Origin of the sequence: Streptomyces sp. NPDC002088, assembly GCF_040296605.1 — a bacterium.
GTDB lineage: Bacteria > Actinomycetota > Actinomycetes > Streptomycetales > Streptomycetaceae > Streptomyces.
In genome coordinates, this window is the sequence record NZ_JBEOXO010000001.1 from 338,121 (window position 1) to 364,432 (window position 26,312).

The 26,312-nt window shown below is 71.9% G+C and carries 24 protein-coding genes and 1 pseudogene; 15 read left to right on the forward strand and 10 right to left on the reverse strand.

All coding sequences use genetic code 11. From position 1 onward, the window contains the following. Positions 1 to 72: 72 nt before the first annotated feature. Both ABT114_RS01520 and ABT114_RS01525 read left to right on the forward strand, forming a co-directional pair. Complete coding sequence (locus ABT114_RS01520) at positions 73 to 1,413, forward strand: wax ester/triacylglycerol synthase family O-acyltransferase (protein WP_351137342.1); 1,341 nt, start codon at positions 73 to 75, stop codon at positions 1,411 to 1,413. A 103-nt stretch (positions 1,414 to 1,516) separates the two neighbouring features. After that, on the forward strand, positions 1,517 to 3,010 hold the full coding sequence (locus tag ABT114_RS01525) for an SDR family NAD(P)-dependent oxidoreductase (RefSeq protein ID WP_351137344.1): 1,494 nt from the start codon (positions 1,517 to 1,519) through the stop codon (positions 3,008 to 3,010). Here the strand turns inward: ABT114_RS01525 and ABT114_RS01530 are convergent. Together ABT114_RS01530 and ABT114_RS01535 are read right to left on the reverse strand one after the other, a co-directional pair. Beyond that, on the reverse strand, positions 2,989 to 3,798 hold the full coding sequence (locus ABT114_RS01530) for an SDR family oxidoreductase (RefSeq protein ID WP_351137346.1): 810 nt from the start codon (positions 3,796 to 3,798) through the stop codon (positions 2,989 to 2,991). The genes ABT114_RS01525 and ABT114_RS01530 overlap by 22 nt on opposite strands. Positions 3,799 to 3,980: 182 nt before the next feature. Continuing rightward, positions 3,981 to 4,430, reverse strand: coding sequence for a hypothetical protein (locus ABT114_RS01535; RefSeq protein WP_351137348.1), 450 nt, complete (start codon positions 4,428 to 4,430; stop codon positions 3,981 to 3,983). Between the two features lie 417 nt (positions 4,431 to 4,847). Between ABT114_RS01535 and ABT114_RS01540 the strand changes: the two genes are divergently transcribed. Beyond that, positions 4,848 to 5,021 (forward strand): hypothetical protein, encoded by a 174-nt coding sequence (locus tag ABT114_RS01540; RefSeq protein ID WP_351137350.1) that lies wholly within the window; start codon positions 4,848 to 4,850, stop codon positions 5,019 to 5,021. Between the two features lie 60 nt (positions 5,022 to 5,081). Continuing rightward, complete coding sequence (locus tag ABT114_RS01545; protein ID WP_351137352.1) at positions 5,082 to 5,564, forward strand: GNAT family N-acetyltransferase; 483 nt, start codon at positions 5,082 to 5,084, stop codon at positions 5,562 to 5,564. A 10-nt stretch (positions 5,565 to 5,574) separates the two neighbouring features. Here the strand turns inward: ABT114_RS01545 and ABT114_RS01550 are convergent, their stop codons facing one another. Next, positions 5,575 to 6,918 (reverse strand): amidase, encoded by a 1,344-nt coding sequence (locus ABT114_RS01550; protein WP_351137354.1) that lies wholly within the window; start codon positions 6,916 to 6,918, stop codon positions 5,575 to 5,577. A gap of 328 nt (positions 6,919 to 7,246) precedes the next feature. Then, the gene (locus ABT114_RS01555; RefSeq protein ID WP_351137356.1) at positions 7,247 to 7,990 is read right to left on the reverse strand and encodes a FadR/GntR family transcriptional regulator; all 744 of its coding nucleotides are present in this window, start codon (positions 7,988 to 7,990) and stop codon (positions 7,247 to 7,249) included. 206 nt (positions 7,991 to 8,196) lie between these two features. Here ABT114_RS01555 and ABT114_RS01560 point away from each other — a divergent pair. From ABT114_RS01560 to ABT114_RS01585, 6 genes and pseudogenes are all read left to right on the forward strand, one after another. Beyond that, positions 8,197 to 8,307, forward strand: a pseudogene (locus tag ABT114_RS01560) (ABC transporter permease); the annotation flags it as partial. Positions 8,308 to 8,361: 54 nt separating this feature from the next. Next, a complete protein-coding gene (locus ABT114_RS01565) occupies positions 8,362 to 9,702 on the forward strand; it encodes an L-fuconate dehydratase (protein ID WP_351137358.1) in 1,341 nt (446 codons plus the stop codon). Continuing rightward, the gene (locus tag ABT114_RS01570; RefSeq protein ID WP_351137360.1) at positions 9,699 to 10,457 is read left to right on the forward strand and encodes an SDR family NAD(P)-dependent oxidoreductase; all 759 of its coding nucleotides are present in this window, start codon (positions 9,699 to 9,701) and stop codon (positions 10,455 to 10,457) included. The genes ABT114_RS01565 and ABT114_RS01570 overlap by 4 nt, the downstream gene beginning before the upstream one ends. Further along, positions 10,454 to 11,440: an aldo/keto reductase gene (locus ABT114_RS01575; RefSeq protein WP_351137362.1), complete on the forward strand. Its 987-nt coding sequence runs from the start codon at positions 10,454 to 10,456 to the stop codon at positions 11,438 to 11,440. Before ABT114_RS01570 ends, ABT114_RS01575 begins: the two co-directional genes overlap by 4 nt. Beyond that, a complete protein-coding gene (locus tag ABT114_RS01580; RefSeq protein WP_351137364.1) occupies positions 11,437 to 11,634 on the forward strand; it encodes a hypothetical protein in 198 nt (65 codons plus the stop codon). Before ABT114_RS01575 ends, ABT114_RS01580 begins: the two co-directional genes overlap by 4 nt. Continuing rightward, positions 11,631 to 12,491 (forward strand): amidohydrolase family protein, encoded by an 861-nt coding sequence (locus tag ABT114_RS01585; RefSeq protein WP_351137366.1) that lies wholly within the window; start codon positions 11,631 to 11,633, stop codon positions 12,489 to 12,491. Before ABT114_RS01580 ends, ABT114_RS01585 begins: the two co-directional genes overlap by 4 nt. A 29-nt stretch (positions 12,492 to 12,520) precedes the next feature. Here ABT114_RS01585 and ABT114_RS01590 read toward each other — a convergent pair whose 3' ends face one another. Continuing rightward, complete coding sequence (locus ABT114_RS01590; protein WP_351137368.1) at positions 12,521 to 13,942, reverse strand: lipase maturation factor family protein; 1,422 nt, start codon at positions 13,940 to 13,942, stop codon at positions 12,521 to 12,523. Between the two features lie 98 nt (positions 13,943 to 14,040). Here ABT114_RS01590 and ABT114_RS01595 point away from each other — a divergent pair, with 98 nt between their 5' ends. Genes ABT114_RS01595 through ABT114_RS01605 form a run of 3 tightly spaced genes read left to right on the forward strand, consistent with a single transcriptional unit; the run spans position 14,041 to position 17,492 of the window. Beyond that, positions 14,041 to 14,448, forward strand: coding sequence for a hypothetical protein (locus tag ABT114_RS01595; RefSeq protein ID WP_351137370.1), 408 nt, complete (start codon positions 14,041 to 14,043; stop codon positions 14,446 to 14,448). A 60-nt stretch (positions 14,449 to 14,508) separates the two neighbouring features. Beyond that, positions 14,509 to 16,596, forward strand: a complete 2,088-nt coding sequence (locus ABT114_RS01600; RefSeq protein WP_351137372.1) for a SpoIIE family protein phosphatase — start codon at positions 14,509 to 14,511, stop codon at positions 16,594 to 16,596. 32 nt (positions 16,597 to 16,628) lie between these two features. Continuing rightward, the gene (locus tag ABT114_RS01605; RefSeq protein ID WP_351137374.1) at positions 16,629 to 17,492 is read left to right on the forward strand and encodes an Fpg/Nei family DNA glycosylase; all 864 of its coding nucleotides are present in this window, start codon (positions 16,629 to 16,631) and stop codon (positions 17,490 to 17,492) included. 7 nt (positions 17,493 to 17,499) lie between these two features. Here ABT114_RS01605 and ABT114_RS01610 read toward each other — a convergent pair whose 3' ends face one another. The 3 genes from ABT114_RS01610 to ABT114_RS01620 form a co-directional block, all read right to left on the reverse strand. Beyond that, on the reverse strand, positions 17,500 to 18,153 hold the full coding sequence (locus tag ABT114_RS01610; protein ID WP_351137376.1) for a zf-HC2 domain-containing protein: 654 nt from the start codon (positions 18,151 to 18,153) through the stop codon (positions 17,500 to 17,502). A 141-nt stretch (positions 18,154 to 18,294) separates the two neighbouring features. After that, positions 18,295 to 18,810 carry a hypothetical protein gene (locus ABT114_RS01615; protein WP_351137378.1) on the reverse strand — a complete coding sequence of 172 codons (516 nt, stop codon included), beginning with the start codon at positions 18,808 to 18,810 and terminating at the stop codon, positions 18,295 to 18,297. A gap of 136 nt (positions 18,811 to 18,946) precedes the next feature. Further along, positions 18,947 to 19,492: a sigma-70 family RNA polymerase sigma factor gene (locus ABT114_RS01620; protein WP_351137380.1), complete on the reverse strand. Its 546-nt coding sequence runs from the start codon at positions 19,490 to 19,492 to the stop codon at positions 18,947 to 18,949. 211 nt (positions 19,493 to 19,703) lie between these two features. Here ABT114_RS01620 and ABT114_RS01625 point away from each other — a divergent pair, with 211 nt between their 5' ends. Further along, complete coding sequence (locus ABT114_RS01625) at positions 19,704 to 20,861, forward strand: CapA family protein (protein ID WP_351137382.1); 1,158 nt, start codon at positions 19,704 to 19,706, stop codon at positions 20,859 to 20,861. Positions 20,862 to 20,896: 35 nt separating this feature from the next. Here ABT114_RS01625 and ABT114_RS01630 read toward each other — a convergent pair whose 3' ends face one another. Next, positions 20,897 to 22,309: an amino acid permease gene (locus ABT114_RS01630; protein WP_351137384.1), complete on the reverse strand. Its 1,413-nt coding sequence runs from the start codon at positions 22,307 to 22,309 to the stop codon at positions 20,897 to 20,899. A gap of 110 nt (positions 22,310 to 22,419) precedes the next feature. Then, a complete protein-coding gene (locus tag ABT114_RS01635) occupies positions 22,420 to 22,881 on the reverse strand; it encodes a universal stress protein (RefSeq protein WP_351137387.1) in 462 nt (153 codons plus the stop codon). A gap of 87 nt (positions 22,882 to 22,968) precedes the next feature. Between ABT114_RS01635 and lysX the strand changes: the two genes are divergently transcribed. Continuing rightward, positions 22,969 to 26,247 carry a bifunctional lysylphosphatidylglycerol synthetase/lysine--tRNA ligase LysX gene (lysX, locus tag ABT114_RS01640; RefSeq protein WP_351137389.1) on the forward strand — a complete coding sequence of 1,093 codons (3,279 nt, stop codon included), beginning with the start codon at positions 22,969 to 22,971 and terminating at the stop codon, positions 26,245 to 26,247. Positions 26,248 to 26,312 lie beyond the last annotated feature (65 nt).

Consider the following 26,312-nt stretch of genomic DNA (forward strand, 5'->3'; position numbering starts at 1 on the left):
CGCGCTTGACCGTAATCGGCAACGGGCGATTGACTACGTTCACCCGTCCCGTCGTCGACGCGAGGCAAGCCATTGACTTCCGACCTGCTCGCCCCTCTCGACCTGGCGTTCTGGAACATCGAGTCCGCCGAGCACCCCATGCACATCGGCGCGCTCGGCGTCTTCTCGGCCCGCTCGCCCACCGCCGGCGCACACGCGGCCGACCTGCTCGCCGCCCGTGCGGCCGCCGTGCCGGGGCTGCGGATGCGGATCCGGGACGTGTGGCAGCCGCTCGGCCTGCGCAGGCCCTTCGCCTTCGGCGGCGCCGCCCGTGAGGCCGACCCGGAGTTCGACCCCCTCCAGCACGTCCGGCTGCACGCCCCGACCGCCGACTTCCACGCCGACGCGGGCCGGCTCATGGAGCGCCCGCTGGAGCGCGGCCGGCCGCCGTGGGAGGCGCATGTGCTGCCGGGCGAGGACGGTGTCTCCTTCGCCGTGCTCTTCAAGTTCCACCACGCCCTCGCCGACGGCCTGCGGGCGCTGACGCTCGCCGCCGCCGTCCTCGACCCCATGGACATGCCCGCACCCCGGCCGCGCCCCACGGAGCCGCCCCCGCGCGGCCTGCTGCCCGACGTGCGCAAGCTGCCGGAGTTGCTGCGCGGCGCCCTGTCCGACGCGGGCCGGGCCCTGGACATCGGCGCCTCCGTCGCCGTGTCCACCTTGGGCATGCGCCCCGTCCCGGCGCTCACCGCAGAGTCCACCGGCACCCGGCGCACCGCGGGAGTGGTGCTCGACCTCGACGACGTGCACCGCGTCCGCAAGGCCGTGGGCGGCACCGTCAACGACGTCCTCATCGCCGTCGTCGCCGGCGCGCTGCGCCGCTGGCTCGACGAGCGCGGCGACGGCAGCGACGGCGTCGCGCCCCGCGCGCTCATCCCCGTCTCCCGGCGCCGCCCGCGCACCGCGCACCCGCAGGGCAACCGGCTGTCGGGCTACTTGATACGGCTGCCCGTGGGCGACCCGGACCCGCTCCGGCGGCTCGGCACGGTCCGTGCCGCCATGGACCGCAACAAGGACGCGGGCCCGCAGCGCGGCGCAGGAGCGGTCGCCCTGCTCGCCGACCATGTGCCCGCGCTCGGCCACCGGCTCGGCGGCCCGCTGGTGAGCCAGGCGGCCCGGCTCTGGTTCGACATCCTGGTCACCAGCGTTCCGCTGCCCAGCCTCGGCCTGAAGCTCGGCGGCAACCCCATCACCGCTGTCTACCCCCTGGCCCCGCTCGCCCGCGGCCAGTCCCTGGCGGTCGCCGTCTCGACCTACCGCGGCCGCGTCCACTACGGGCTGGTCGCCGACGCGAAGGCCGTACCGGACCTGGACCGGTTCGCCCGTGCGCTCTCCGAGGAGGTGGAGACGCTCATCACGGCCTGCGGTCCTTGACCGTCGCCGGTTTTGGTCCCGGGGTCGGGCGCTCCGTAGAATTCCTCGTTCGAAAGCGAGCGCGGTCGGAGCGCCGCGACGGGACCCAGGGATCGGCAGCGCGATGACGGTGACGCAGGACGGCACGACGACCACGGACGAGGTGGTGTACGGACCCGGTATCGACCCGGAGCGGCTGGCCGTCTGCCTCGGCGTGCTCGAGGAACTCGACAAGCTGGACGTCGACCACCCCGACGCGATCGCCGTGCGCCGGGCCACCGCGGGCATCTACCGCACGGTCAAGCAGCGCCGCCGCCAGGAGCGCCGGGCCTCCAAGACCGCGCACGACAGGGCGGTCACGGAGGCCACCGCGACCGGCTCCGCCCAGCGCATCGACGACGAGACCGAGGGCATCCTGCCGTCGTCGGTGACGGAGGAGGGCCAGATCGCGGGGATACTCCAGCGCCCGCGCTCCTGCTACACCTGCAAGACCCGCTACGTCGAGGTCGACTACTTCTACCACCAGCTCTGCCAGAACTGCGCCGCCTTGAACCGCTCCCGCCGCGACGCTCGCACCGACCTCACCGGCAAGCGCGCGCTGCTCACCGGCGGCCGCGCCAAGATCGGCATGTACATCGCGCTGCGGCTGCTGCGTGACGGTGCCCACACCACCATCACGACCCGTTTCCCGAACGACGCGATCCGCCGCTTCAAGGCCATGGACGACTCGGCGGACTGGATCCACCGCCTGGAGGTCGTCGGCATCGACCTGCGCGACCCGGCCCAGGCCGTGGCCCTGGCCGACCAGATGGCCGAGCAGGGCCCGCTCGACATCCTGATCAACAACGCCACCCAGACCGTGCGTCGCCTGCCCTCCGCGTACGCCGCGCTCGTCGAGAGCGAGAGCGCCCCGCTGCCGGCCGGTGAACTGCCCGCCCGCCACGTCATCGGCGCCTTCAACTCCGGCGCGGTCGACGGACTGACCGCGCTGCCCGTCGGTGTCACCGGGCTGGACGCGCAGAAGGTGGCCGACCTCGCCCTGGTCGCCGGCAACGCCAGCGTGGTCCGGCACCGTGAAGGCACCGCCATCGACGCGGGTGGCCTGGTTCCCGACGTCGTCGACAGCAACACCTGGGTGCAGACCATCGAGCAGATCTCCCCCGTGGAGCTGCTCGAGACCCAGCTGTGCAACTACACGGCGCCGTTCATCCTGATCAGCAAGCTGCGGCCGCTGATGGCCGAGGCCGCGCGCAGGGCGCCCGCCGAGCGCGCGTACGTCGTCAACGTCTCGGCGATGGAGGGTGTGTTCAGCCGCGGCTACAAGGGCGCGGGTCACCCGAACACGAACGCTGCGAAGGCCGCCATGAACATGGTGACGCGCACCAGCGCCCAGGAGATGTTCCAGACCGACGGCATCCTCATGACCTCGGTCGACACCGGCTGGATCACCGACGAGCGCCCGCACTACGACAAGCTGCGCCTGGCCGACGAAGGCTTCCACGCCCCCCTCGACCTGGTCGACGGCGCGGCCCGCGTCTACGACCCGATCGTGCGCGGCGAGGCGGGCGAGGACCTGTACGGCGTCTTCCTGAAGGACTACGCGCCGGGCAAGTGGTGAGCCCGGCGCAGCCGATCGTGGACCGCGTACGCCCCTGAGGAGTGCGCGGCCCGCACCCGCGTCCCGCCGTCCACCAGCAGATCGGCCCCGGTGATCCAGGCCGCCGCGTCGGAGACCAGCCACACGACGGCCCGCGCGACGTCCTCCGGTTCCCCGATCCGGCCCATCGGCAGCCCCGCGGCCACCTCCGCCTCACCCGGCTCCCACACGAACCGCGCCATCTCGGTACGGACGAGGCCGGGGGAGACGGAGTTGACCCGCACCTTCGGCGCCAGCTCGCCCGCGAGCTGCGCGGTGAGGTGCAGCAGGGCCGCCTTGCCGGTGCCGTAGGCGCCGACGTTCGGACCGACATGCCCCGCACCCTCGGTGCAGACGTTGACCACGGCGCCCCCGTGCCGGCGCAGCCACGCCCGCCACGCGCACTGCACCAGCCGCAGCGGCGCCTCGACGTTGACGGCGAACGCCTCGCGCCACGCATCCGGGTCGACGTCCATGAGCGGCCCGTACGGCTGGTTCGTCGCCGCGTTGTTGACCACGACGTCGATCCGGCCGAACTCGCGCAGGACCAGTTCCGTCAGCTCCTGCGGATGTGCGGGGTCGGCCACACTGCCCGCGAGCCCGATGCCGTCCAGCTCCTCGGCGGTCCGCCGCACGGCATCGGCGTCACGCCCGGTCACGCACACACGCGCCCCGGCCGCGGCGAGCTCCTGGGCGACCGCCAGTCCGATCCCGCGCGTGCCTCCGGTGACGACGGCGGCCCGGCCCGCCAGTTCGTAGGACGACGTCATCGACGTACCGTCTCATGACGGACCGTCAGCCGACAGTCCTTCGTCGACGGTCCTTCGTCGACAGTCCTTCGTCGACAGCCCTCAGTCGACAGCCCACCGTCGACGGCCCTCCGTTGACGGCGTTCGGTCCACGGTCCTCAGCCGACGGTCCTCAGTCGACGACCCTCAGTCACCGGCAGCTCTCAGTCCGCGGTCCTCAGCGTCGAGTGCCGCCCGGCGACCAGTTCCAGGACGGTGCGCCAGTCCTCCAGGACCCCGGCGTCGAAGTCGGCGGTTCGCCCCTCCTCGTCCGCGTGGCGCAGGCTCGCCAGGTCGTCGTCGGCGGGAGCGCCGTGCCACGGGTGCCGGCGCACCAGGCGTGCGACCCGGTCGCCGAGCAGCAGGCACACGGCGTCGGCCGCGTGGTCGGCCTGCGTGGCCGGGTCGCCCGGCCGCAGCAGCTGCCCGATGGGGTGCACCAGGCCGGTCACCTGGAGTTCCTTGTCGGCGGGCCGGCTGCGGCGCAGCAGCGCGGCCGTCCGCAGCGCGTGCTCGTGCAGGTCGACCGGGCTGCCGCCGGGCATCCGGGTGTCGCGGACGCCCCGGCAGGCGTACAGCAGGTCCATCAGCTCCTCGACGCTGCGCAGCTCCATGCGTCGGTCCTCCCGCGAGACAGCCGTTGCGGTACGTCACCAGATCATGGCCTGCTTTCCATCGGGCCAACGGCACCTGAACTGCCCGGCCGTCTCGAAGTCACTTTCGCCGACGTAGGCCGAACGGGTGATTACTGAAAGGCAGAAAATGGGACAAAGAGTTTGAATCAAAGGGTGATGTGCACGGGTGACTTGCGATAGTTACCCCAAGTTTTCAGCCCCGCTGAGCGCTGCCCCGCTCATTTGGTTAGTCTGTAGCGGACGGGCAGCAGCAAGGGGTCCCACCCACACCCGAGGTCCGTCAACCGGCGCCACCGCGTCCGAACTGCCTACAGCAAGTCCCGAGCGGGCGTCGATGAAGAGGCCGGAGAATCGGCTGGTACGTCCCGAGGGTGACCGACACATAAGGAGTGCGCGGTGACACCAGAGAAGACGAATCGCGAGGAGCGCCCCAAGGAACGCCCGGAGCGCACGGGCCGCCGGCCAGGAGAGCTCGGCAGCCTGGACGTGTGGGCCCGGTCCGCCCCGATCCGCCTGGCGGGTTACGAGGACGACCTCGCCGAGCCCCACATCCTGCCCAGCGTGGACTGACCCCTCCCCGGGCAGGGCCATCGCGATCGCCGGACGCATGGGCGTGCGAGACTCACGCCCATGCTGATCAGAGAAGCCGCGGCCGACGACTGGCCGCGTATCTGGCCCTTCTGGCACCGCATCGTTGCCGCCGCCGAGACCTACACCTGGGACCCGGACACCTCCGAGGAGGCGGCCCGCGCCCTGTGGATGAGCCCGGCCAAGCGCGTGTACGTCGCCGAGGACGAGACCGGGGCCGTGGTCGGCTCCGCCTTCGTCAGCCCCAACTACGCCGGCCCAGCCGCCGGCATCGCCAACGCCGGCTTCATGGTCGACCCCGACCAGGCCGGCCGTGGCATCGGCCGCGCCCTCGCCGAGCACATCCTGACCGAGGCGAAGGCGGCCGGCTACCGAGGCATGGTGTTCAACGCCGTGGTCGAGACGAACCCCGCCGTGCAGCTGTGGAGCTCACTCGGCTTCACGATCCTGGGCACCGTGCCGGAGGCGTACGAGCATCCCCGGCACGGCCTCGTCGGACTGCACATCATGTACAAGGCCCTCTGACCGTGTCCGCTCAGTCGAGCGGCGCCGTCCGCCGCCACGGACGCAGCTCCTCCAGCTGCTCCGCCAGCCGCAGCAGTTCCGCCTCCGACCCGGGAAGCCCCACCAGCTGTACGGCGGTGGGGGCGCCCGAGGGCAGCGTGCCGAACGGCACCGTCATCGCGGGCCAGCCGGTGAGATTCCACGGCGGGGTCAGCGGCGAGTAGTTCGTGTTGGCCAGGACGTTGCGCAGCCAGCCCCGGTCGTGCCAGGGCGCCGACCGGGGGGAGCGGCGGGCGAGCGCCGGGGTGAGCAGCACGTCGTGCTCGGCGAAGAACGGCTCCAGCCGCCGACGCAGCCGCTCGCGGCCCTCACCGGTGCGCACCCCGTTCAGGAACCGCTGCCCGACCGTGGCGTGGACCCGGGTGCGCCGGGCCAGCAGCCGCGGGTCGAGCCCCCGCGCGTCGACGGCCGAGCCCGCCGTCCAGTGCGCGAGCGAGGTGACCCCGAGCGACAGTGGGTACGGCGGCTCGGCGCGCCGCACCTGGTGACCGGCGCCGGCCAGCAGCCGGGCGGCCTCTCGCACGGCGGTCGCGTACGGCGTGCTGATGGTGACGCCGGCCAGCGGGCTGCGCACCGAGACGGCGATCCTGCGCTTGCCGGGCTCCTCCTCGCGGACGATCTCCGTGTCCGCGAGGACCGAGAACATCAGGCGTGCGTCCTCGACCGTCGTGGCCAGCGGTCCGTTCTCGGACATGCCGAACCAGTCGCCGTCGCTGATGCCGGCGGGCACGACCCCATGGCCCGGCTTGATCGTGACGAGGCCGCAGTTGGCCGCCGGGATGCGCAGCGAGCCCATGCCGTCGTTGCCGAGGGCGACCGGCACCATCCCGGCCGCGACCGCGGCCGCGCTGCCGCCCGACGAACCGCCCGCCGTGCGCGAGGTGTCCCACGGATTGCGGGCCGTGCCGTGGACGCCCTCCGTCGTGCCGAATATGCACAGCTCCGGCACGTTCGTCAGGCCCACGACCACCGCGCCCGCCGCCCGCAGCCGGGCCACGGTGACATGATCCTCGGCGGCGGGCGTGTCGGGCGTCGCCGCCGAGCCGACCCGGGTGGACTCGCCGCGCACGGCGAGGTTGTCCTTGACGGCCACCGGTACCCCCGCGAGGGGCAGTCCGTCCAGGTCGGCCCGGTCGGCCACCTCGTCGGCCTCGGCGAGCGCCGCCTCGGCCCGCACGGTACGGAAGGCTCCGACGCGGCCGTCGAGACGCTCGATACGGGCGAGGTGCTCGGCCACCACCTCGCGGGGTGTGGCCCGCTTCTCGCGTACGGCGGCGGCGATCTCTGCGGCGGTCCGGCCGACCCAGCTGGTCACGGGCGCTCCTTGAGGCGGAGTGGTGCTACTGGCGAGTACGTAGGGAGAACTCTGCACCCGGGCACGCCCCGCGTCGAGAGGTAGTGATCAGTTCTCGGTGCCGCTCTCCTCAGCCCCGGCCGCCCAGCATGATCTTCCCCACCCGGGTCGCCACCTGGAGACGAGCCTCGGGTGCCGGGCGAAGCTGTCCACCGCCTGCCGATACACGCCGGTACGGAATTCGCCGGCAGCGGGCTCCAGCGGGGGAAGCGCGGCCGCGACCGCGGTCTCCAGAAGAGGCGAGCGTCGTCGGTGGGCGAGCGCCTCTCGGCGGCCGTGGGTCCGGAGGCTACGCCGGTCCGTTCCGCTCTCCGAGCTGCGCCCGCAGCCACTCCTCCACCTCGCCCACGTGCGCGGCCGCCGCTGCCCGGGCCGCCTCCGGGTCGCGCGCCGACAACGCCCGGTGGATGGCGGCGTGTTCGCGGCGGGTGCGGGTGAAGGCGCCCTCTTCCTGGTAGCCGCGCCAGACGCGGGCGCGGAACGTGCGTGAGGAGAGGCCCTCCAGGATGGCGGTCATGGTGTCGTTTCCGGCGGCCGCCGCGATCTCGCGGTGGAAGGCCAGGTCGTGGGCGAGGATCTCCTCCGGGTCGTCCGTCGCGTTCATCGCCGTCAGATGCTTCTCGACCTCGGCCAGCTGGTCCGGCGTGATCCGCGCGGCGGCCAGCGCGGTCGCCGTGGACTCCAGGATCCGGCGCACCTCGAGCAACTCCACCAGGCGCGGCCCCCGGGACAGATCGGCGACCACACCGAAGGTCTCCAGCAGGTCGCCGGCCTCCAGCTGCGTGACGTAGATGCCGGAGCCGTGCCGGGCCTCCAGGACGCCCATGACCGTGAGCGCGCGGATCGCCTCCCGCATCGAGCTGCGGGAGATGCCCAGTTGGGCCGCGAGATCCCGTTCCGTCGGCAGCCGCTGGCCCGGCTCCAGCAGGCCCTCCGCGATCATCGCCTTGATCCGCTCGATGGCACGCTGCGTCACCGTGCCCTTTCGCGGAGCGGCCCCGGTCTCCGCCCCCGGTGTCAGGGTCTCGTCCACGCCACTCCCTCTTTCGCCGGTGCGCCGCAGTCTAGCCACGGATGTGGTCGGACCACTATGCCTCGAAACCGGGGGGATTTGCCGCCAGAGGGTGTTGCGGGCCCGAAGTGGTCTGATAAATATGCGGGCAACTGCTCGATCACGCTCAACGAGGAGCTGACAGTGCGGAACGGATCGCGGAACGGACGGCGGAGCCGACGAATCTCGTGCTCACCCTCGCCCAGGTCCCGTCCTCCTGGATCCAGGCCGTCTACGGCGGAATCATCCTGGTCGCCCTGATGATCGCCCGAGTGACGACGGGACGCGCCCAGGACTGACTCCGACTTCCACTCCCGCCCCGCCGTACCCCGCAACCGACCGAAAGGCCTTCCGTGTCCCCGTCTCCCGCCCGCGTCACCGCGGTCGACACCTACGACATCCGTTTCCCCACCTCGCGCGAGCTCGACGGCTCCGACGCGATGAATCCGGACCCGGACTACTCGGCGGCGTATGTCGTCCTGCGCACCGACGCGGCCGACGGGCACGAGGGGCACGGGTTCACCTTCACCATCGGGCGGGGCAACGAGGTGCAGGTCGCCGCGATCGAGGCGCTGCGCGGGCACGTGGTCGGACGGGACGTGGCCGAACTGTGCGCCGACCCCGGCATCCTGAACCGTGACCTGATCGGCGACAGCCAACTGCGCTGGCTCGGCCCCGAGAAGGGTGTGATGCACATGGCGATCGGGGCGGTGGTCAACGCGGTGTGGGACCTCGCCGCCAAGCGCGCCCAGAAGCCGCTGTGGCAGCTCCTCGCCGACGCCGACCCCGCCTGGCTCGTACGCCAGATCGACTTCCGCTACCTCACGGACGCGCTGACGCCCGAGGAGGCCCTGGACCTGCTGCGGCGGGGGAGAGAGGGGGCGGAGGAACGCAGGGGCCGCCTGCTGGAGCGCGGCTTCCCCGCCTACACCACCTCCGCCGGCTGGCTCGGCTACGACGACGAGAAACTCACCCGGCTCGCCACCCAGGCGGTCGCCGACGGCTTCCGGCAGATCAAGCTGAAGGTCGGCGCGGACCTGGCGGACGACGTACGCCGCTGCCGGGTCGCCCGCTCGGTGATCGGCCCCGGCATCCGCATGGCGATCGACGCCAACCAGCGCTGGGACATCGACGAGGCGGTCACCTGGACCAAGGCCCTCGCCGAGTTCGACCCCTACTGGATCGAGGAGCCCACCAGCCCCGACGACATCCTCGGTCACGCGACGATCCGCAGGGCCGTCGCCCCGGTGAAGGTGGCCACGGGTGAGCATGTCCAGAACAGGATCGTCTTCAAGCAGCTGCTCCAGGCCGGCGCCGTCGACATCGTCCAGATCGACGCGGCCCGCGTCGGCGGCGTGCACGAGAACCTCGCCATCCTGCTCCTCGCGGCCAAGTTCGGCGTACCGGTCTGCCCGCATGCGGGCGGTGTCGGCCTGTGCGAACTCGTCCAGCACCTCTCGATGTTCGACTACGTGGCGCTCTCCGGCAGCACCGACGACCGGGTCATCGAGTACGTCGACCATCTGCACGACCACTTCCTCGACCCGGTGGTGATCCGCGAGGGTCACTACACGGCACCCACCGCGCCGGGCTTCTCGGCCACCATGCGGCCCGAGTCCATCGCGCGGTACACGTTCCCCGGCGGCACCTTCTGGGCCGCCGACCTCGACCCGCAGAAGGGACAGGCGGCATGACCGACTTCGACGGACTCAAGGCGCTGGTGACGGGCGGCGCCTCCGGTATCGGCCGGGCCACCGCGGAACTCCTCGCCGCCCGGGGCGCCCAGGTCGCGGTCCTCGACCTGGACCCCTCGTCGGTGGAGAAGCCCCTGCTCGGCTACCGGGCCGACGTCACCGACGACACGTCCGTCCGCGAGGCGGTGGCCGCGGCCGTTGCCGACCTCGGCGGACTCGACGTACTGGTCAACAACGCCGGGATCGGCGCCCAGGGCACCGTCGAGGACAACGACGACACGGAGTGGCACCGTGTTCTGGACGTCAACGTCGTCGGCATGGTCCGCACGGCCCGGGCCGCCCTGCCGCACCTGCGCGCGTCGGAGCACGCGGCCATCGTCAACACCTGCTCCATCGCGGCCACCGCGGGCCTGCCGCAGCGGGCGCTCTACAGCGCGACCAAGGGCGCCGTGTACTCCCTCACCCTCGCCATGGCCGCCGACCACATCCGCGAGGGCATCCGCGTCAACTGCGTCAACCCCGGCACGGCCGACACCCCCTGGATCGGCCGCCTGCTGGACGCGGCCGACGACCCGGCCGTCGAACGCGCCGCCCTGGAGGCCCGCCAGCCCACCGGCCGCCTGGTCACCGCGGCCGAGGTCGCGGGCGCCATCGCCTACCTGGCGAGCCCGCTGTCCGCCGCCACCACCGGCACGTCACTCGCGGTCGACGGCGGCATGCAGGGCCTGCGGCTGCGCCCGGCGGGACAGCGGTGAACACGCTCGGCCGCAGCGGCGTCGAGGTCACCGACCTGGCCTTCGGCGCCGCCGTCATCGGCAACCTGTACACCGAGGTCGGCGAGGAGCAGGCGCACGAGGCCGTGGACGCCGCGTGGCAGCGGGGCGTCCGCTACTTCGACACCGCGCCCCACTACGGCCTGGGACTGTCCGAGCGCCGACTCGGCGCCGCCCTGCGCGAGCACCCGCGCTCGGCGTACACCGTCTCCACCAAGGTGGGCCGCCGTCTGGAACCGTCCGACGGCGCGGGCGACGACCTCGCCAACGGTTTCGCCGTGCCCGCCACGCACCACCGCGTGTGGGACTTCAGCGCGGACGGCGTACGACGCACCCTGGACGCCTGCCTGGAACGGCTCGGCCTCGACCGCGTGGACGTCGTCTACCTCCACGATCCCGACGACCACGCCGAACAGGCCTTCCGGGAGGGCTATCCGGTGCTGGAGAAGCTGCGCTCGGAGGGCGTGGTCGGCGCGATCGGCGTGGGCATGAACCAGGCCGAGATGCTCGCGCGCTTCGTCCGCGACACGGACGTCGACGTGGTGCTGTGCGCCGGCCGCTACACCCTGCTCGACCAGAGCGCGCTCACCGACCTCCTGCCCGCGGCCGTCGCCCGCGGCGCCTCGGTCGTCGTCGGCGGCGCCTTCAACTCCGGCCTGCTGGCGGACCCGAAGCCGACAGCGACGTACAACTACGCGCAGGCGCCGACCGAGTTGCTGAACCGCGCCCTGCACCTGAAGTCCGTCGCCGACCGCCACGGCACCACCCTGCGTGCCGCCGCGCTCGCCTTCTGTGCCGCCCATCCGGCCGTCGCGAGCGTCCTCGTCGGCGCCCGCTCGGCGTACGAAGTCCACGACTGCGCCGACCAGTTCCTGACGCCCGTGCCCGCGTCCTTCTGGCAGGAGCTGCGGGACACCGGCCACCTCCCCGCCGACGCCCCCGTACCCGGCGAGGAGCCGTCATGAGAGCCGCCCTGCACACCAGGGTCCGCGCGGACCGTGTGGCCGCGTACGAGGCCGGCGCGAGCGGAGCCGAGCGTGGGGGAGGCACCGACCTCGCGACCTGGCAGGCACGGATGGCCGAACTGCTGGACGTGCCGCACGACTACTCCCGCGAGGGCGCCGACGCCGGGCTGCCCGTCGTCGGGGAGCTGCCGTGACCGTCGACGCGCACCACCATGTCTGGGACCTTTCCGTCCGGGACCAGGACTGGATCACCGGCCCCGAACTCCAGCCGCTGCGCCGCGACTTCACCGTCGACGACCTCGAACCCGAGGCCCGCGCGGCCGGCGTCGACCGCACCGTCCTCGTCCAGACGATCACCGTGCCGGAGGAGACTCCGGAGTTCCTGGACCTCGCGGCCGAGCGCGAGCTGATCGCCGGGGTCGTCGGCTGGACCGACCTCACCCGCCCGGACGTGGCCGACGAGCTGGCCCGGCTGCGTGAACTCCCCGGCGGGCAGTACCTCAAGGGCATCCGCCACCAGGTCCAGGGCGAGCCCGATCCGCAGTGGCTGCTGCGTCCGGACGTACGCCGTGGCCTCACCGCCGTCGCGGAGGCGGGCCTGGTCTACGACCTCGTCGTGCTGCCGCACCAGCTCCCCGCCTGCGCCGAGGCCGCCGCCGGCCACGAAGGGCTCACCTTCGTCCTCGACCACCTGGGCAAACCGCCCGTCGCCTCGGGCGAGCGGGAGCCGTGGGCCACCGCCGTCCGTGCCCTCGCCGCCCTCCCCAACACGGTCTGCAAGCTGTCGGGCCTGGTCACGGAGGCGGACTGGAAGACCTGGCGCCCCGCGGACCTGCGCCCCTACACGGACACCGTGCTGGACGCCTTCGGCCCGCACCGGCTGATGTTCGGTTCGGACTGGCCGGTGTGCACGCTGGCCGCGACCTACGCCGAAGTGGTGGGCGCCGTTCACGAGTTGACCGCCCACCTCGGCGCCGCCGAGCGCGCGCGACTGTACGAGGGCACCGCCACCGCCGTCTACGACCTCGGGCCCGGGCGCCCGGCGACCTGAGGACGTCAGCACACCCGGCAGGGAGCCCCTCACGACCGCTGAGCGACTCCCGCGAGCCGCGTCGGCGGCAGGTACTCCCGCACGTACGTCCGCTTCCAGCACGCGCCCGTCTCCCGCAGCTCGCGCCAGGTCGTGTAGCGGTAGCGGAAGAGGCGGGCGCGGACGTAGCGCGGGGGCTCGTCGGGTGCGAACGGAGAGCGGCGGAGCAGCTTCAGCGTGTCGCGGTCGTTCTCCAGGAGCCGCTCCACCAGGGCGCCGAACCACGAGCCGGCGTACGCGGGCGACAGCGCGGCGAACCACATCAGCCAGTCCAGCCGCAGGTGGTACGGAGCGTACTGGCGCGGCCAGTGCCGTGGATCACCCGGCTTTCCCTTGAACTCGTACTCCCGCCAGTCCGAGTCCTCGTACGGTACGGCGTCGAGCGTGCCCTCGACCACGACCTCGTACCTGATGCGGCTGACGCTGCCGAACGCGCCGTAGGTGTTCACCAGGTGGAGCGGGTCGAAGGAGCGGTTCATGATCTGGCTGCGGGAGATCATGTTCACCACCGGGTGGTAGCTCAGGAACAGGATCAACGCGACGACGGCGAGGACCACGACCTCGTACCAGAGCGGGGTCGCGGGCACGGACGGCGGGGAGCCGGGGATCCGGAGCGCGGACAGGGCCAGCACGATGGTGATCCAGTTCAGCCAGGAGAAGTTGCCCGACAGCACCAGCCACAGCTGAGTGACGATCATCAGGGACGCGGCGGCGGTGGCGACGGGCTGCGGGGTGAACAGCAGGAAGGGAACGATCAGTTGGGTGACGTGGTTGGCGGCCACCTCCGCCCGGTGCAGCGGCTTGGGGAGGTGGTGGAAGAACCAGCTCAGCGGGCCGGGCATCGGCTGCGTCTCGTGGTGGTGGTACAGGCAGGTCAGCTTCCGCCAGCACGCGTCGCCGCGCATCTTGATCAGGCCCGCGCCGAACTCCACCCGGAACAGGATCCAGCGCAGCAGGAACAGCACGAGCACGGGCGGGGCCACCTCGTCGTTGCCCAGGAACACGGCGAGGAAGCCCACCTCCAGCAGCAGGGACTCCCAGCCGAACCCGTACCAGGTCTGGCCGACGTTGACGATCGACAGGTACAGCGCCCAGGGCACCAGCCACAGCAGCATCCCGCCCCACAGGGGCAGCAGGGAGTCCAGCCCCGCGATCAGCGCCGCCGAGACCGCGCAGCCGGACCAGGCGCAGGCCGCGAAGAAGCGGTCGGAGTAGTGCAGATGGAACAGGCTGGGCGCCTGCCGGAACGGCACCCGTGCGACGAAGCGGGGCACCGGCAGCATCCCGCGCTCGCCCATCAGCGCGCGGAACTGCAGGGCCGCCGTCAGGAACGCGACGAGGTAGACGGCGGCCAGAGCCCGCTGGAAGACCAGCCGGCTGAGCCAGTACTCGGATGCGGTGAACCAGTCCACGGCCGTGCGCTCCTCTCCTCCATTCTGCCGCCGCTCACTCTGCGTGTTTCCTGCCTCCGGTTGCGTAACCGAGGTGAGGGCCGCAGACAATGGTCATCGTGCGGACATCCACCAGAATCATCGTCACGGCGTGCGCGCTCACGGCGGCGCTCCTCGTCGCCGGATGCGGCGGGGGCGAGGAACCGGCGCATACGACGGCACCCCAGTTGATCACCGGGATCACCCTCGATCACAGTGCCCACCCGGGCAAGTCCAACACGGACACCACCAGCCTCAACGGCACCACGGCCACCGAGGAGCCGATGGCGGACGACCTGGAGTCGCTGTCCGACGAGATCGGGGAGTTCTTGTCCGACGAGATCGGCCCCGACCTCGTGCCGGAGATCCCGGACCTGCCCGACGGCGGCGGGCTCATACCCGACGACACGGACGAGACTGACAGGACCGATGGTTCCGAGACCATCGGAAGCATCTTCGACAGCCCGACCGACCTCTTCGTGGATTGATCCGGTCCCCAGTCGCGCTGAGCGGTCGAAGAATCAGGCAAATCCTGGCAAGGTGGCTCCATGGTTGATCGGGGAGCGAGCGCCCTGTCACTCCCGGACGACTGGCCCGCCCACCCGGATCCCATTCTGGCGCTCAACCGCATGGGCAGCTTCGACTGGGACCTGGACACCGGCCTGTTCCACATGGACGCCCTCGCCCACGAGATCTTCGACGTGCGCCCCGACGAATACGACGGCCACCCGGAGACCCTCGCCATGCGGATCCCGCCGACCGAGGGCCGGCGCCTGGACACCCTGGTCGCCCAGGCCATCAAGGACGGCAGCGAGAACTACGGCGCCTACTTCCGCCTGCGCTGCCGCGACGGCACCGTGCGCTGGAACCACACCCAGGGCTACATCCGGCGCGACGAGACCGGCCGCCCGCGCCGGATCGTGGGCATCGTCCGCGACGCCACCCAGGAGCTCAGCGATCTCGCCGAGCGCCGCGACGAGGCCGCCCTGGACAACGCCCGCCGCGAACAGACCAACGTCGTGCAGCTCACCACGGCCGCCCTCGCGCACGCCCGCACCGTGCGGGACGTCATCGACGTACTCAAGGACACCCACGGTCTCAGCCACCTCGGAGCGACCAGCCTGGTCATGGGCCTCGTCGAGGCCGGCCGCATCCGCCTGGTCGCCGAGGGGCCCGAGGGCAGCTTCGTGCCCGGCACCCTGGTCACCCGCATCGACGAGCCGTACCCGATGAGCGAGGTCGTGCGCACCCTCAGCCCCCGGTTCATCGAGTCGCCGGACGAGTTCGCCGCCGGTTATCCGATCCTGTGGCCGGGCCTCACCGACCTGAAGATCACCTCGGCCGCGTATCTGCCGCTGATCGTCCAGGCCCGCCCGATAGGCGCCATGGGTCTGCTCTACAGCGACCGCCGCGGCTTCACCCCCGAGGAACGCAACATCCTCGTCGCCCTCGGCAGCAGCATCGCGCAGAGCCTGCAACGGGCCATGTTCTACGAGCAGGAGAAGGACATCGCCCAGGGCCTGCAACAGGCCATGCTGCCGCGCACCATCCCCAGCGTGCCCGGCGCCGATGTCGCGGTCCGCTACCGGGCGGCCACCATCGGCGGCTCCCTCGGCCGGGACATCGGCGGCGACTGGTACGACCTGATCCCGCTGCCCGGCGGCCGGGTCGGCGCCGTCATCGGCGACGTCCAGGGCCACGACACGCACGCGGCCGCCGTGATGGGACAGCTGCGGATCGTGCTGCGCGCCTACGCCGCCGAGGGCCACACCCCGGCCACCGTGATGGCCCGCGCCTCCGTCTTCCTGCACGAACTGGACACCGACCGCTTCGCCACCTGCCTGTACGCGGAGGCCGACCTGTCCACCGGCGTGCTCCAGGTGGTCCGGGCCGGCCACATCGACCCGCTGCTGCGGGCGCCCGACGGCACCTGCCGCCGCGTCGCCGTCCCGGGCGGGCTGCCGCTCGGCCTGTCCGCGGAGTTCGGCACCCTGGAGTACCCGGTCGGCACCATCGAGCTGGACCCCGACCACACCCTGCTGCTGTGCACCGACGGCCTGGTCGAAGAGCCCGGCGCCGACCTCGACGACGGCATGAAGAACCTCACCGCGCTCATCGCCGGCGGCCCCGACGACGTACGCGACCTCGCCGACCGGCTCATCGAGGTGGCCGACGAACGCGGCGGCGACGACGACGTGGCCCTGCTCCTGCTGCGCCGCCGTGGCCTGGACTCCCCGCGGACCGGCGGCCGCCTCCAGCAGCACGTGGCCCCCGGCGACCCCGAGGCGCTCACCCACGCCCGCCACCTGATCCGCGCCGCGGTCCGCTCCTGGGGCGCACGCGAGCGCGCCGACGAGGTCGAACTGGTCGCCGACGAACTGATCACCAACGCCCTCATGCACACCGAGGGAGCCGCGATCGTCACCCTGCGGGTCCTGACCGGCTCCGGCCGCCGGCTGCGGGTCGAGGTCGAGGACTCCTCCAGCGCCCTGCCGCGCCGCCGCGAGGCGGGGGAGTCCGGCGTCTCCGGCCGGGGCCTGCTCCTGGTGGACCTGCTCACCGACGTGTGGGGTGTCGAGGCGCGGGGCGGCGGGAAGTGCGTGTGGTGCGAGTTCGTGGTGCCGGAGCGGATCTGACCACAGCCGCCTGACGATGGCACTCTGGACGTATGCCGGAACTCCCCGAGGTGGAAGCGCTCAAGGACTTCCTCACCGAGCACCTGGTCGGCCACGAGATCGTACGGGTGCTGCCCGTCGCGATCAGTGTCCTCAAGACGTACGACCCTCCGGTCACCGCTGTCGAGGGCCATGAGGTCACCGCCGTGCGCCGGCACGGCAAGTTCCTCGACCTCGGGACGGACGACGGACTCCACCTCGTGACCCACCTGGCCCGCGCGGGCTGGCTTCACTGGAAGGACCGCCTTCCGGACGGCCCGCCCCGCCCCGGCAAGGGCCCGCTCGCCCTGCGCGTGGCCCTGGAGACCGGCGCGGGCTTCGACCTGACGGAGGCGGGGACGCAGAAGCGGCTCGCCGTGTACGTCGTACGGGATCCGCGGGAGGTCCCGGGGGTGGCCCGGCTCGGCCCGGACCCGCTCGCCGACGACTTCGACGAGACCCGCCTCGCGACCCTGCTCGCGGGGGAGCGGCGCCAGATCAAGGGCGCCCTGCGCGACCAGAGCCTGATCGCCGGCGTGGGCAACGCCTACAGCGACGAGATCCTGCACGCGGCGAGAATGTCCCCGTTCAAGCTGGCCGCCTCCCTCACTCCGGAGGAGGTCCGCGGCCTCCACGAGGCCCTGCGCAGCACGTTGACGGAGGCCGTCGAGCGTTCCCGGGGCGTGGCCGCAGGCCGCCTGAAGGCCGAGAAGAAGACCGGCCTGCGCGTCCACGGCCGCACCGGCGAGCCCTGCCCGGTCTGCGGCGACATCATCCGCGAGGTCTCCTTCAGCGACTCCTCGCTCCAGTACTGCCCCACCTGCCAGACGGGCGGCAAACCACTGGCGGACCGGAGGCTGTCGCGGCTGCTGAAGTAGCCGCGGCTCAGTGTGGCGTGAGGGTCACCAGATGTTCCCCCTCGGCCGTGCGGACCTCGTACCGGGCCACCTGGTCGGGGTGGAAGGTCGAGCCGCCGTGCATCGTGAGGGGGCGGGCGTCGTGGTTCGGCACCATCCAGCCGGCCAGCGTCTGTTCCGAGCCGTCGGTGCCGACGGCGATCAGGCGGCAGGAACGGGGGCCCGCCCCGTCCTTGACCTGGAGCTCCACGTCGCTGCCGTAGTACTCGTCCTGGGTCGTGACCTGTGCCCAGACCCCCGACCGCTCGTCGGTCGCCGCGACCCGCACGGCCCCGTCGTCGTCGCCGCCCGCCATGGTCGACAGCACGGTCCCGGCCAGTGCGACCGCCACCGAGGCGGCCAGGGCGAACACAAGCCGCCGGCGCTGGGCCCGGTGCCGGGCCGCGACCTCGCCGAGCAGCTTGTCCAGCAGCTGCGGGCCGGGACCGGCCATGGGGTGCACGGAGCGTGGTGTCGCCCGCCGGTACAGCAGCAACTGCCGTGCCGTGGGGCCGAATTCGGTGACCTGCGCGGCGCACCGAGGGCACTCCATGAGGTGGTCCTCGAAGCGGAAGGCCTCCACTTCGTCCAGGAGGCCGAGCGCGTACGCGCCGACGTCGCGATGCCTTTCCAGGGACCTCATGCAGAATCCTCGTGCCGTTGGGTGTTGGTGGGGTTACTGCTTGCTCCCACCGGTACGCACCCGACAGCCGAATCACTCAAGCCCCGCACAGAATCGCAACCAACGAGTTCGTAGCGGTCGGGCCTGCGGATTGGTCCGATTCTAAAAAAGATGGATGGCGAGATGTCCGAGCGGCAGCCCGAGCTGCCACGCAGGCGTCCACACCTTCGGTCCGTCGTCCTCGCCGACCGGCGGACCGCCGCCCGGCACCGCGTTCAGATCGGGCGCGAGCAGCTCCGTCTCCTGCAGCCAGCGCCAGGCCGACTCCGCCAGGTCCAGGTCCGGCGCCGGCCCCGTCGACTCGGCCGCATCGGCGGCCAGCTGGGCCAGCCGCTCGCCCACCCAGTCCTGCCACGGCTGGTCGTACGCCGTCAGCGACAGCCAGGTCTCCAGCTGCGTGACGACCCGGATGCCGGAGAGCTCGCCGTCGGTGTCGGACAGGAAGATGGTGAGCGCCAGGGCGTCCCGCCCGGCCCGGAACTCGAAGGACGCCGGCGGCATCAGGTCGCCGGTCCGCAGCAGCTCGTCGGCGATGTACTCGGCGTACAACCACGCCATGGGGACGGTCAGTTCACCGCCGTCGGTGCCGTCCGTGTTCTGGTGACCTCTGTGCAGCATCCCTTCCTGCCTTCCTCCGGTGCGTGCTCGTCGCCCGAACCCGGGCCCCCGGTCCGGAACACGGATGAGGACAGCCGATTACTCAACCGGGGTCCTCAGCAAGGCGCTTTACGGAGGTTTGACTTTCCCATTGGTTTCAGCGCAGGTCGGCCGCATACCCCGGAAGTACCCTGCGCAGGGCGCGCAGTGCGTAGTATGCGCGGGACTTCACCGTACCCGGCGGGATGCCCAGGGCTTCCGCGGCTTCCGCCACACTCGCCCCTTGGAAATACACCAGCACCAGGACTTCACGGTGCTCCGGAGTGAGTGTCTTCACAGCCTCGCGCACATCGAGCGTGGCCGCCGACCGTTCGGCGTGATCGGCACAGACCGGCGCGTGCTCCAGAACCGCGTCCCCGACCTCCGCCGGACGCGCCTGCCGGGCCCGCCGCGCGTCGATCGCGAGCCGCCGCCCCACGGTCAGCAGCCACGGCCGTACGGAGTCGAAATCGTCGGCGCGCAGGGCCTCGGGATGCTGCCAGGCGCGCACCAGCGTCTCCTGCACGAGGTCCTCGGCGCGTTGCCGGTCGCCGTCGCAGAGCCTCAGCAGCAGCGCGAAGAGCGGCCGGCCGTGCTCGCGCTGCAGCGCGACGAGCTCGTGTTCGGCGGTCGTCGACTTCATGAGGGTGGTTCCGGCCGTCATGGCCGTATGGGAGCGCAGGGTGCCGCCCGGGGACAGGGCGCGCACACGGATCTGCGGCGGACGGTCGATCGCGTCGACGAACGGTTCGACGAACGGTCCGCCCGCCCCGCCCGCGCACGCCCAATGGGTTAATAGGAGTGCCGAGGTCGTTTGCGGCGGCGGTCAAGCTCATACCTATTTGTGCGTAAATACGACCACGACGGGGTGAGTGATGATCGCACGCAGACGACAGCTGGCCCTGGCCCTGACGGCCGTCCTAGCCGCGGCCGCCGCCTGCCAGGCCCACGAACGCCAACCGCCCGACCGGCCCGGACGGCCGGCCCCGTCCGGGGCCGCCGCCCGCGCCTTCACCCTCGTCGCCTCCGGCGACGTGCTCCCGCACACCTCGATCATCGACCGGGCGCACTTCGACGCAGGCGGCACGGGTTACGACTTCCGGCCGATGTTCGCCGGCATCGAAACCGTCGTCTCCCGCGCGGATCTGGCGCTGTGTCACATGGAGACCGTGTACGGCGCCGACGGCGACTACACCGGCTACCCCGACTTCAAGTCCCCGCCCGAAGTCGCCCAGGCCCTCGCCGCCACCGGCTACGACGGCTGCTCCACCGCCTCCAACCACAGCCTTGACGACGGCGCCCCCGGCATCCGGCGCACCCTGGACGCGCTCGACGGCGTCGGCGTACGGCACGCCGGAACGGCCCGTACCGAGGCGGAGTCGCGCACTGTCACGATCCTGCGCGCGGGCTCCGCGAAGGTCGCCCATCTCGCATACACGTTCGGCACCAACGACAACCCGCTCCCGGCCGGCCAGCCCTGGGCCGTCGACCTGATCGACCAGAACCGGATGCTCGCCGATGCCCGGGCCGCCCGGCAGGCGGGTGCCGACGTGGTCGTCGTCTCCGTGCACTGGGGCACCGAGTGGCAGGACGCGCCGGACGCACAGCAGCAGACTCTCGCCCAGGGGCTCACCGCCTCCCGCACCGACGGCCGCCCCGACATCGACCTCGTCCTCGGCACCCACGCCCATGTCCCGCAGGCGTACGAGAAGATCAACGGCACCTGGGTGATCTACGGGATGGGCGACCAGATCGCCGGTGAGATGTTCGACCACAAGGGCGCCCGGGACGTGCGCGGCAACCAGTCCACCCTCGGCCGCTTCACCTTCACCCCGCCGACCCGGCCCGGCGGGCGCTGGGAGGTGACCAGGGCCGAGTTCGTTCCGCAACTGTTCGACATCGACTCCGGCCGCGTGGTCAACCTCAACCAGGCACTCACCCAGGGCGCCGACGTCGAGGGCGTGCGTGACCGGATCCGGGACGTGGTGCTCAGCCGGGGCGCGGCGAAGGACGGGCTGGTGATGGGGCAGTAGTGCCGGCCCGTCCACGCGGACGTGCACCGTGTCCGCTAACGCCCCGCCAGCGCCGATCGCTTGTACGAGTACCCGAAGTAGATCGCCGATCCGATCAGGAACCACACGGCGAACCGCACCCAGGTCTGCCACCGCAGGAAGGTGATGAGCCAGATCGAGAAGACGACACCCAGCGCGGGCACGAACGGCATCCACGGCGTGCGGAAGGTGCGCGGCAGCTCCGGCTGCTGGTAGCGCAGCACGATCACCGCCGTGCACACCACCACGAACGCCAGCAGGATGCCGATGTTGGTCAGCTCGGCCGCCTCCCCGATCGGCAGGAACCCGGCGATGGCGGCCGACGCCGCCCCGACGATCCACGTCACGCGCGTCGGCACGTGCCGCGTGGGGTGCGTCTTCGCGAACCACTTGGGCAGCAGCCCGTCCCGGGACATCGAGAACCACACCCGGGTCACGCCCAGCATGAACGTGAACATCACGGTCAGGATGCCGATGATCGCGCCCACCGCGATCACGTCCGCGAGACCGCTCAGCCCGACCGACTTGAACGCCGTGGAGAAGCCGCTCTCCGGGTCGATGTCCTTGTAGTTCTGCATGCCCGTCAGCACCAGGCAGGCGGCGACGTACAGGACCATCGAGATCGCCAGCGAGTAGATGATCGCCTTCGGCATGTGTCGCTGTGCGTCCTTCGACTCCTCGGCCGCCGTTGACATGGCGTCGTAGCCGAAGACCGCGAAGAACACGGTGGCCGCGCCGGTGAAGGCCCCGCTGATCCCGAACGGGAAGAAGGGGGTGTAGTTCGAGGTGTCGATGTGGAAGACGCCCACCCCGATCACCACCAGCACGACCAGCACCTTGAGCACCACGACCGCCGTCTCGAAGCGGGCCGCGTTGCGGATGCCGAGGGTGAGCAGATACGCGATGAGCAGGCACAGCAACGCGGCGAACAGATCGACGCGGTGCCCGTCGCCGGTCCCCGGCGCCCCCAGCATCCAGTGCGGCAGGTTCGCGCCCAGCTCGCCGATCAGGAAGCCGAAGTAGCCGGAGATGCCGATCGCGACCACCGCCACGATCGCCGTGTACTCCAGCAGCAGGTCCCAGCCGATGAACCAGCCGGCGAACTCGCCCAGCACCGCGTAGCCGTACGTGTAGGCGGAGCCCGCCTTGGGGATGAGCCCGGCGAACTCGGCGTACGACAGCGCGGCGGCGGCGCTCGCGACGCCGGCGATCAGAAACGAGACGAGGACCGCCGGGCCCGCCGTTTCGTTGGCCACCGTCCCCGCGAGCGTGAAGATGCCCGCGCCGATGATTCCGCCGACGCCGATGGCGGTCAGCTGCCCCAGGCCCAGCGTCCGGTCCAGCCGTGGGCCCTCGCCGACCTCGGTCTCTTCGATGTGTTCGATCGGTTTGCGGCGGAGAATGCCCTCGCCCGCCCGGAGCCCGGCCATGCGCTTCACCTCTTCACGATCCGCAAACGGCTGACGGCGGATCATGATGGCTCAGCGATCCGGGGGACGGAAGGCGCCACGCACGGACCCCGGGGACTCTCCTCCGGTTCCTACGGCACCACCGTGACCGGCCACCGCCCCGCTTTCACCAGCCGGATCGCGACTGACCCGATGATCCGGTGGCCGGCCTGCTCGGAGGCGCCCACCACCACGGCGTCCGCCTTGAGCTCGTCCGCCGCCTTCACCAGACCGTTGTAGGGGTCACCGCGGAAGGTGTGGAACTCCCAGCGCAGGTCGAATATCCCCTTGACCCGCTCGGCGGCCTCCCGGATGTGCCCGACCAGGTCCTCGGCGATCTCGTCGGTCGTCTCGGCCACCGGCACCCCCAGGGCGGCGCCCGCCGCCATCACCGGCTGCACGTACACCACGGCGAGCAGCGCGTGCTGCCGCCGGGCAAGGCCACCGGCATATGCCGCAGCCCGGAGCGAGGAGTCGGAGCCATCCATCCCGACCACGATGACCTTGGGTCCGTCCGTGCCCCGTTCGAACTGGGAAGCGCGCTGTTCCGTCACGTCCCGAGGCTATCGGAGGCAAAGGCTCCGGTCACCGGTCGGACCTCTCGACGGGCGGGTCCGCAGAGGTGTTCCTACAGTCGGAACATGAGTCCCACCGTGGAGGCCACCACGGCCAAGGACACCCCGGGCGCGATACGGCCGCCCAGCGGCGGGTTCCTCAGCCGGGTGCCCGAGGCCTTCGCGACCTTCTTCGGCGCCCTGGGCCTGCTCTGCGTGCTGCTGGACCTGATCCCGCCGCTGCGCGCCCTGCTGCGTCCGGTCGTCCGCTTCCTCGACCTGCTCACCGTCCCCGTCAGCGCCAACCTCGCCTACGCCGTCTTCCTGTTCCTGCTGGCCGCCGCGACCGCCGCCCGGAAGAAAGTCGCCTGGTGGCTGGTCGTGGTCTATCTGGGCCTGCTGGTCCTGACCGACGCGCTCGGCGCGGCCGACGGCCTGTACGCCGAGTCCGTCCCCTCCCTCGTCGTGTGCGGCCTGGCCCTGGTCCTGCTGGTCGTGGCCCGCAAGGAGTTCTACGCCGCCTCCCGCCGCGCCGCCGTACGGCGGGCGCTCGTCGTGCTGATCGCCGGGCTCGCCGTGGCGATCCTGGCCGGCTGGGGCCTGGTCTCGCTGTTCCCCGGCACACTGCCGGAGGGACAGCACCTGGCCTGGGCGGCCGCACGGGTCCTCGGCGGCCTGGTCTCGGCCCGCTCCTTCGACGGCCGTCCGCCCCGCGCACTGTTCTTCGTGCTCGGCCTGTTCGGCGCCCTCGCCCTGCTCAACGCCGCCGCCACACTGTTCCGCTCCCAGCGCCTCGAAGCCGCCCTGCACGACGACGAGGAACTCCGCATCCGCACCCTGCTGGCGCGCTACGGCGACCAGGACTCCCTCGGCTACTTCGCCACCCGCCGCGACAAGGCCGTCGTCTTCTCGCCCAGCGGCAAGGCCGCCGTCAGCTACCGCGTCGAGGCCGGCGTCTGCCTCGCCGGCGGCGACCCCGTGGGCGACCGGGAGGCCTGGCCGCACGCCGTCGCCGCCTGGCTCGACATGGCCCGCCACCACGCCTGGGCGCCCGCCGTCATGGGCGCCTCCGAGGACGGCGCCAGGGCCTACGCGCGCGCCGGCCTCGGCGCCCTCCAACTGGGCGACGAGGCCATCGTGCACCCCGCCGGCTTCGACCTCGACGGCCGCGACATGCGCGTCACCCGCCAGGCCGCCCACCGCGTCCGGCGCACCGGCGCCCACTGCCGCATCCGCCGCCACTCCACCCTCACCGAGGCGGAGCTGGAGGAGATCGTCGACAAGGCCGACACCTGGCGCGACACCGAGACCGAACGCGGCTTCTCCATGGCCCTGGACCGCCTCGGCGACCCCGCCGACGGCGACTGCCTCCTCGTGGAGGCGCTGAGTGCGGACGGCCGGCTCCTCGCCCTGCTCTCGTTCGTGCCCTGGGGCAAGGACGGGGTCTCCCTGGACCTGATGCGCCGGGACCGCACCGCCCCCAACGGCGTCATGGAGTTCATGGTCGCCGAACTGTGCGCCGCCGCCCCGAAACTGGGCGTGCGCCGCATCTCCCTCAACTTCGCGGTGTTCCGGTCGGTCTTCGAGGAGGGCGCCCGCATCGGCGCCGGACCCGTGCTGCGCGCGTGGCGCCGCCTGCTGTTGTTCTTCTCCCGCTGGTGGCAGCTGGAGGCCCTCTACCGCTCCAACGCCAAGTACCACCCCGCGTGGTACCCGCGCTTCCTCTGCTACGGCGACGCCGCCTCCCTGGCCCGTATCGGCCTCGCCTCCGCCATCGCCGAGGGCTTCGTCTCCGTACCCTCGCTGCGCAGACTCCGGGGAAAGGGGCACCCGAAGGGTGCGCGGCGGCCCGCGACCACCGAAGGGCTGCCGTCGCTGTCGGAGCTCGGCCTCTACGGAGGGGACGAGGCCGGGGCAGCCGGCCCGGACGCGGGCCTGCCCGAGCAGGTCCGCGTCCGGCACCGCAAGCTGGACCGGCTGCGCGCCGACGCCACCGACCCCTACCCGGTCGGCATCCCGCCCCGCACCCACACGCTCGCCGACGTACCCCGGGGCGGACAGGTCACCGTCGCCGGCCGCGTCATGCTCGTGCGCGACTTCGGCGGCATCGTCTTCGCCGTGCTGCGGGACTGGTCCGGCGACCGCCAAGTGGCCCTCACCCGCGCGGAGTCCGGCCCCGCTCTGGACCGCTTCACCGCCGACACCGACATCGGCGACCACATCACCGTCACCGGCCGCGCGGGCGTCAGCGACCGGGGCGAGCCGACCGTCTTCGTCACCTCCTGGCAGCTCACCGGCAAGTGCCTGCGCCCCCTGCCCGACAAGCACCGCGGTCTCGCCGACCCCGAGGCCAAGGTCCGTATGCGCTACCTCGACCTGGTGACGAGCCCCGCCGCCCGCGATGTCGTCCGCGCCCGCTCCACCGCCGTGCAGGCACTGCGCCAGGGCCTCCTCGACCGCGGCTACCTCGAGGTCGAGACCCCGATGCTCCAGCAGATCCACGGCGGTGCCAACGCCCGCCCCTTCACCACCCACATCAACGCCTACGACCTCGACCTGTACCTGCGCATCGCCCCCGAGCTGTACCTGAAACGGCTGTGCGTCGGCGGCCTCGAAAAGGTCTTCGAAATGGGCCGGACCTTCCGCAACGAGGGCGTCTCCTACAAGCACAACCCCGAGTTCACGATGCTGGAGGCCTACCAGGCCTTCGCCGACTACGACGACATGCTCGACCTCACCCGTGAGCTGATCCAGGGCGCCGCGACCGCCGCCTTCGGCAGCCCTGTCACCCGCAAGGACGGCGAGGAGTACGACATCTCCGGGAGCTGGCCGGTCAAGACCGTCTACGGCGCCATCTCCGCGGCACTGGGGGAGGAGATCGACGCCGGCACCGACCTGCCGGACCTGCACCGGCTGTGCGACCGGGCGGGCGTGCCGTACACCGCCGATGACGGCCGTGGCGACGTCGTCCTGGAGATGTACGAACGGCTGGTCGAGGAGAAGACCCGGCTGCCCACCTTCTACAAGGACTTCCCGACCGACGTCTCCCCGCTCACCCGGCAGCACCGCACCGACCCGCGCCTCGCCGAACGCTGGGACCTCGTCGCCTTCGGCACCGAACTCGGCACCGCCTACTCCGAACTGACCGACCCCGTCGAGCAGCGCCGCCGCCTGACCCGGCAGTCCCTGCTCGCCGCCGGGGGAGACCCCGAGGCGATGGAGCTGGACGAGGACTTCCTCGACGCCCTGGAGTACGCGATGCCGCCCACCGGCGGACTCGGCATCGGCGTCGACCGGCTGGTCATGTTCCTCACCGGCCTGACGATCCGTGAGACGCTGCTGTTCCCCCTGGTGCGCCGCCGCTGAACGTGGCCACTGGGCCGGGCGGGTGGATTCCTGCCGCCGCTCCGGTGTCGCTGCGGTGCGCCGAG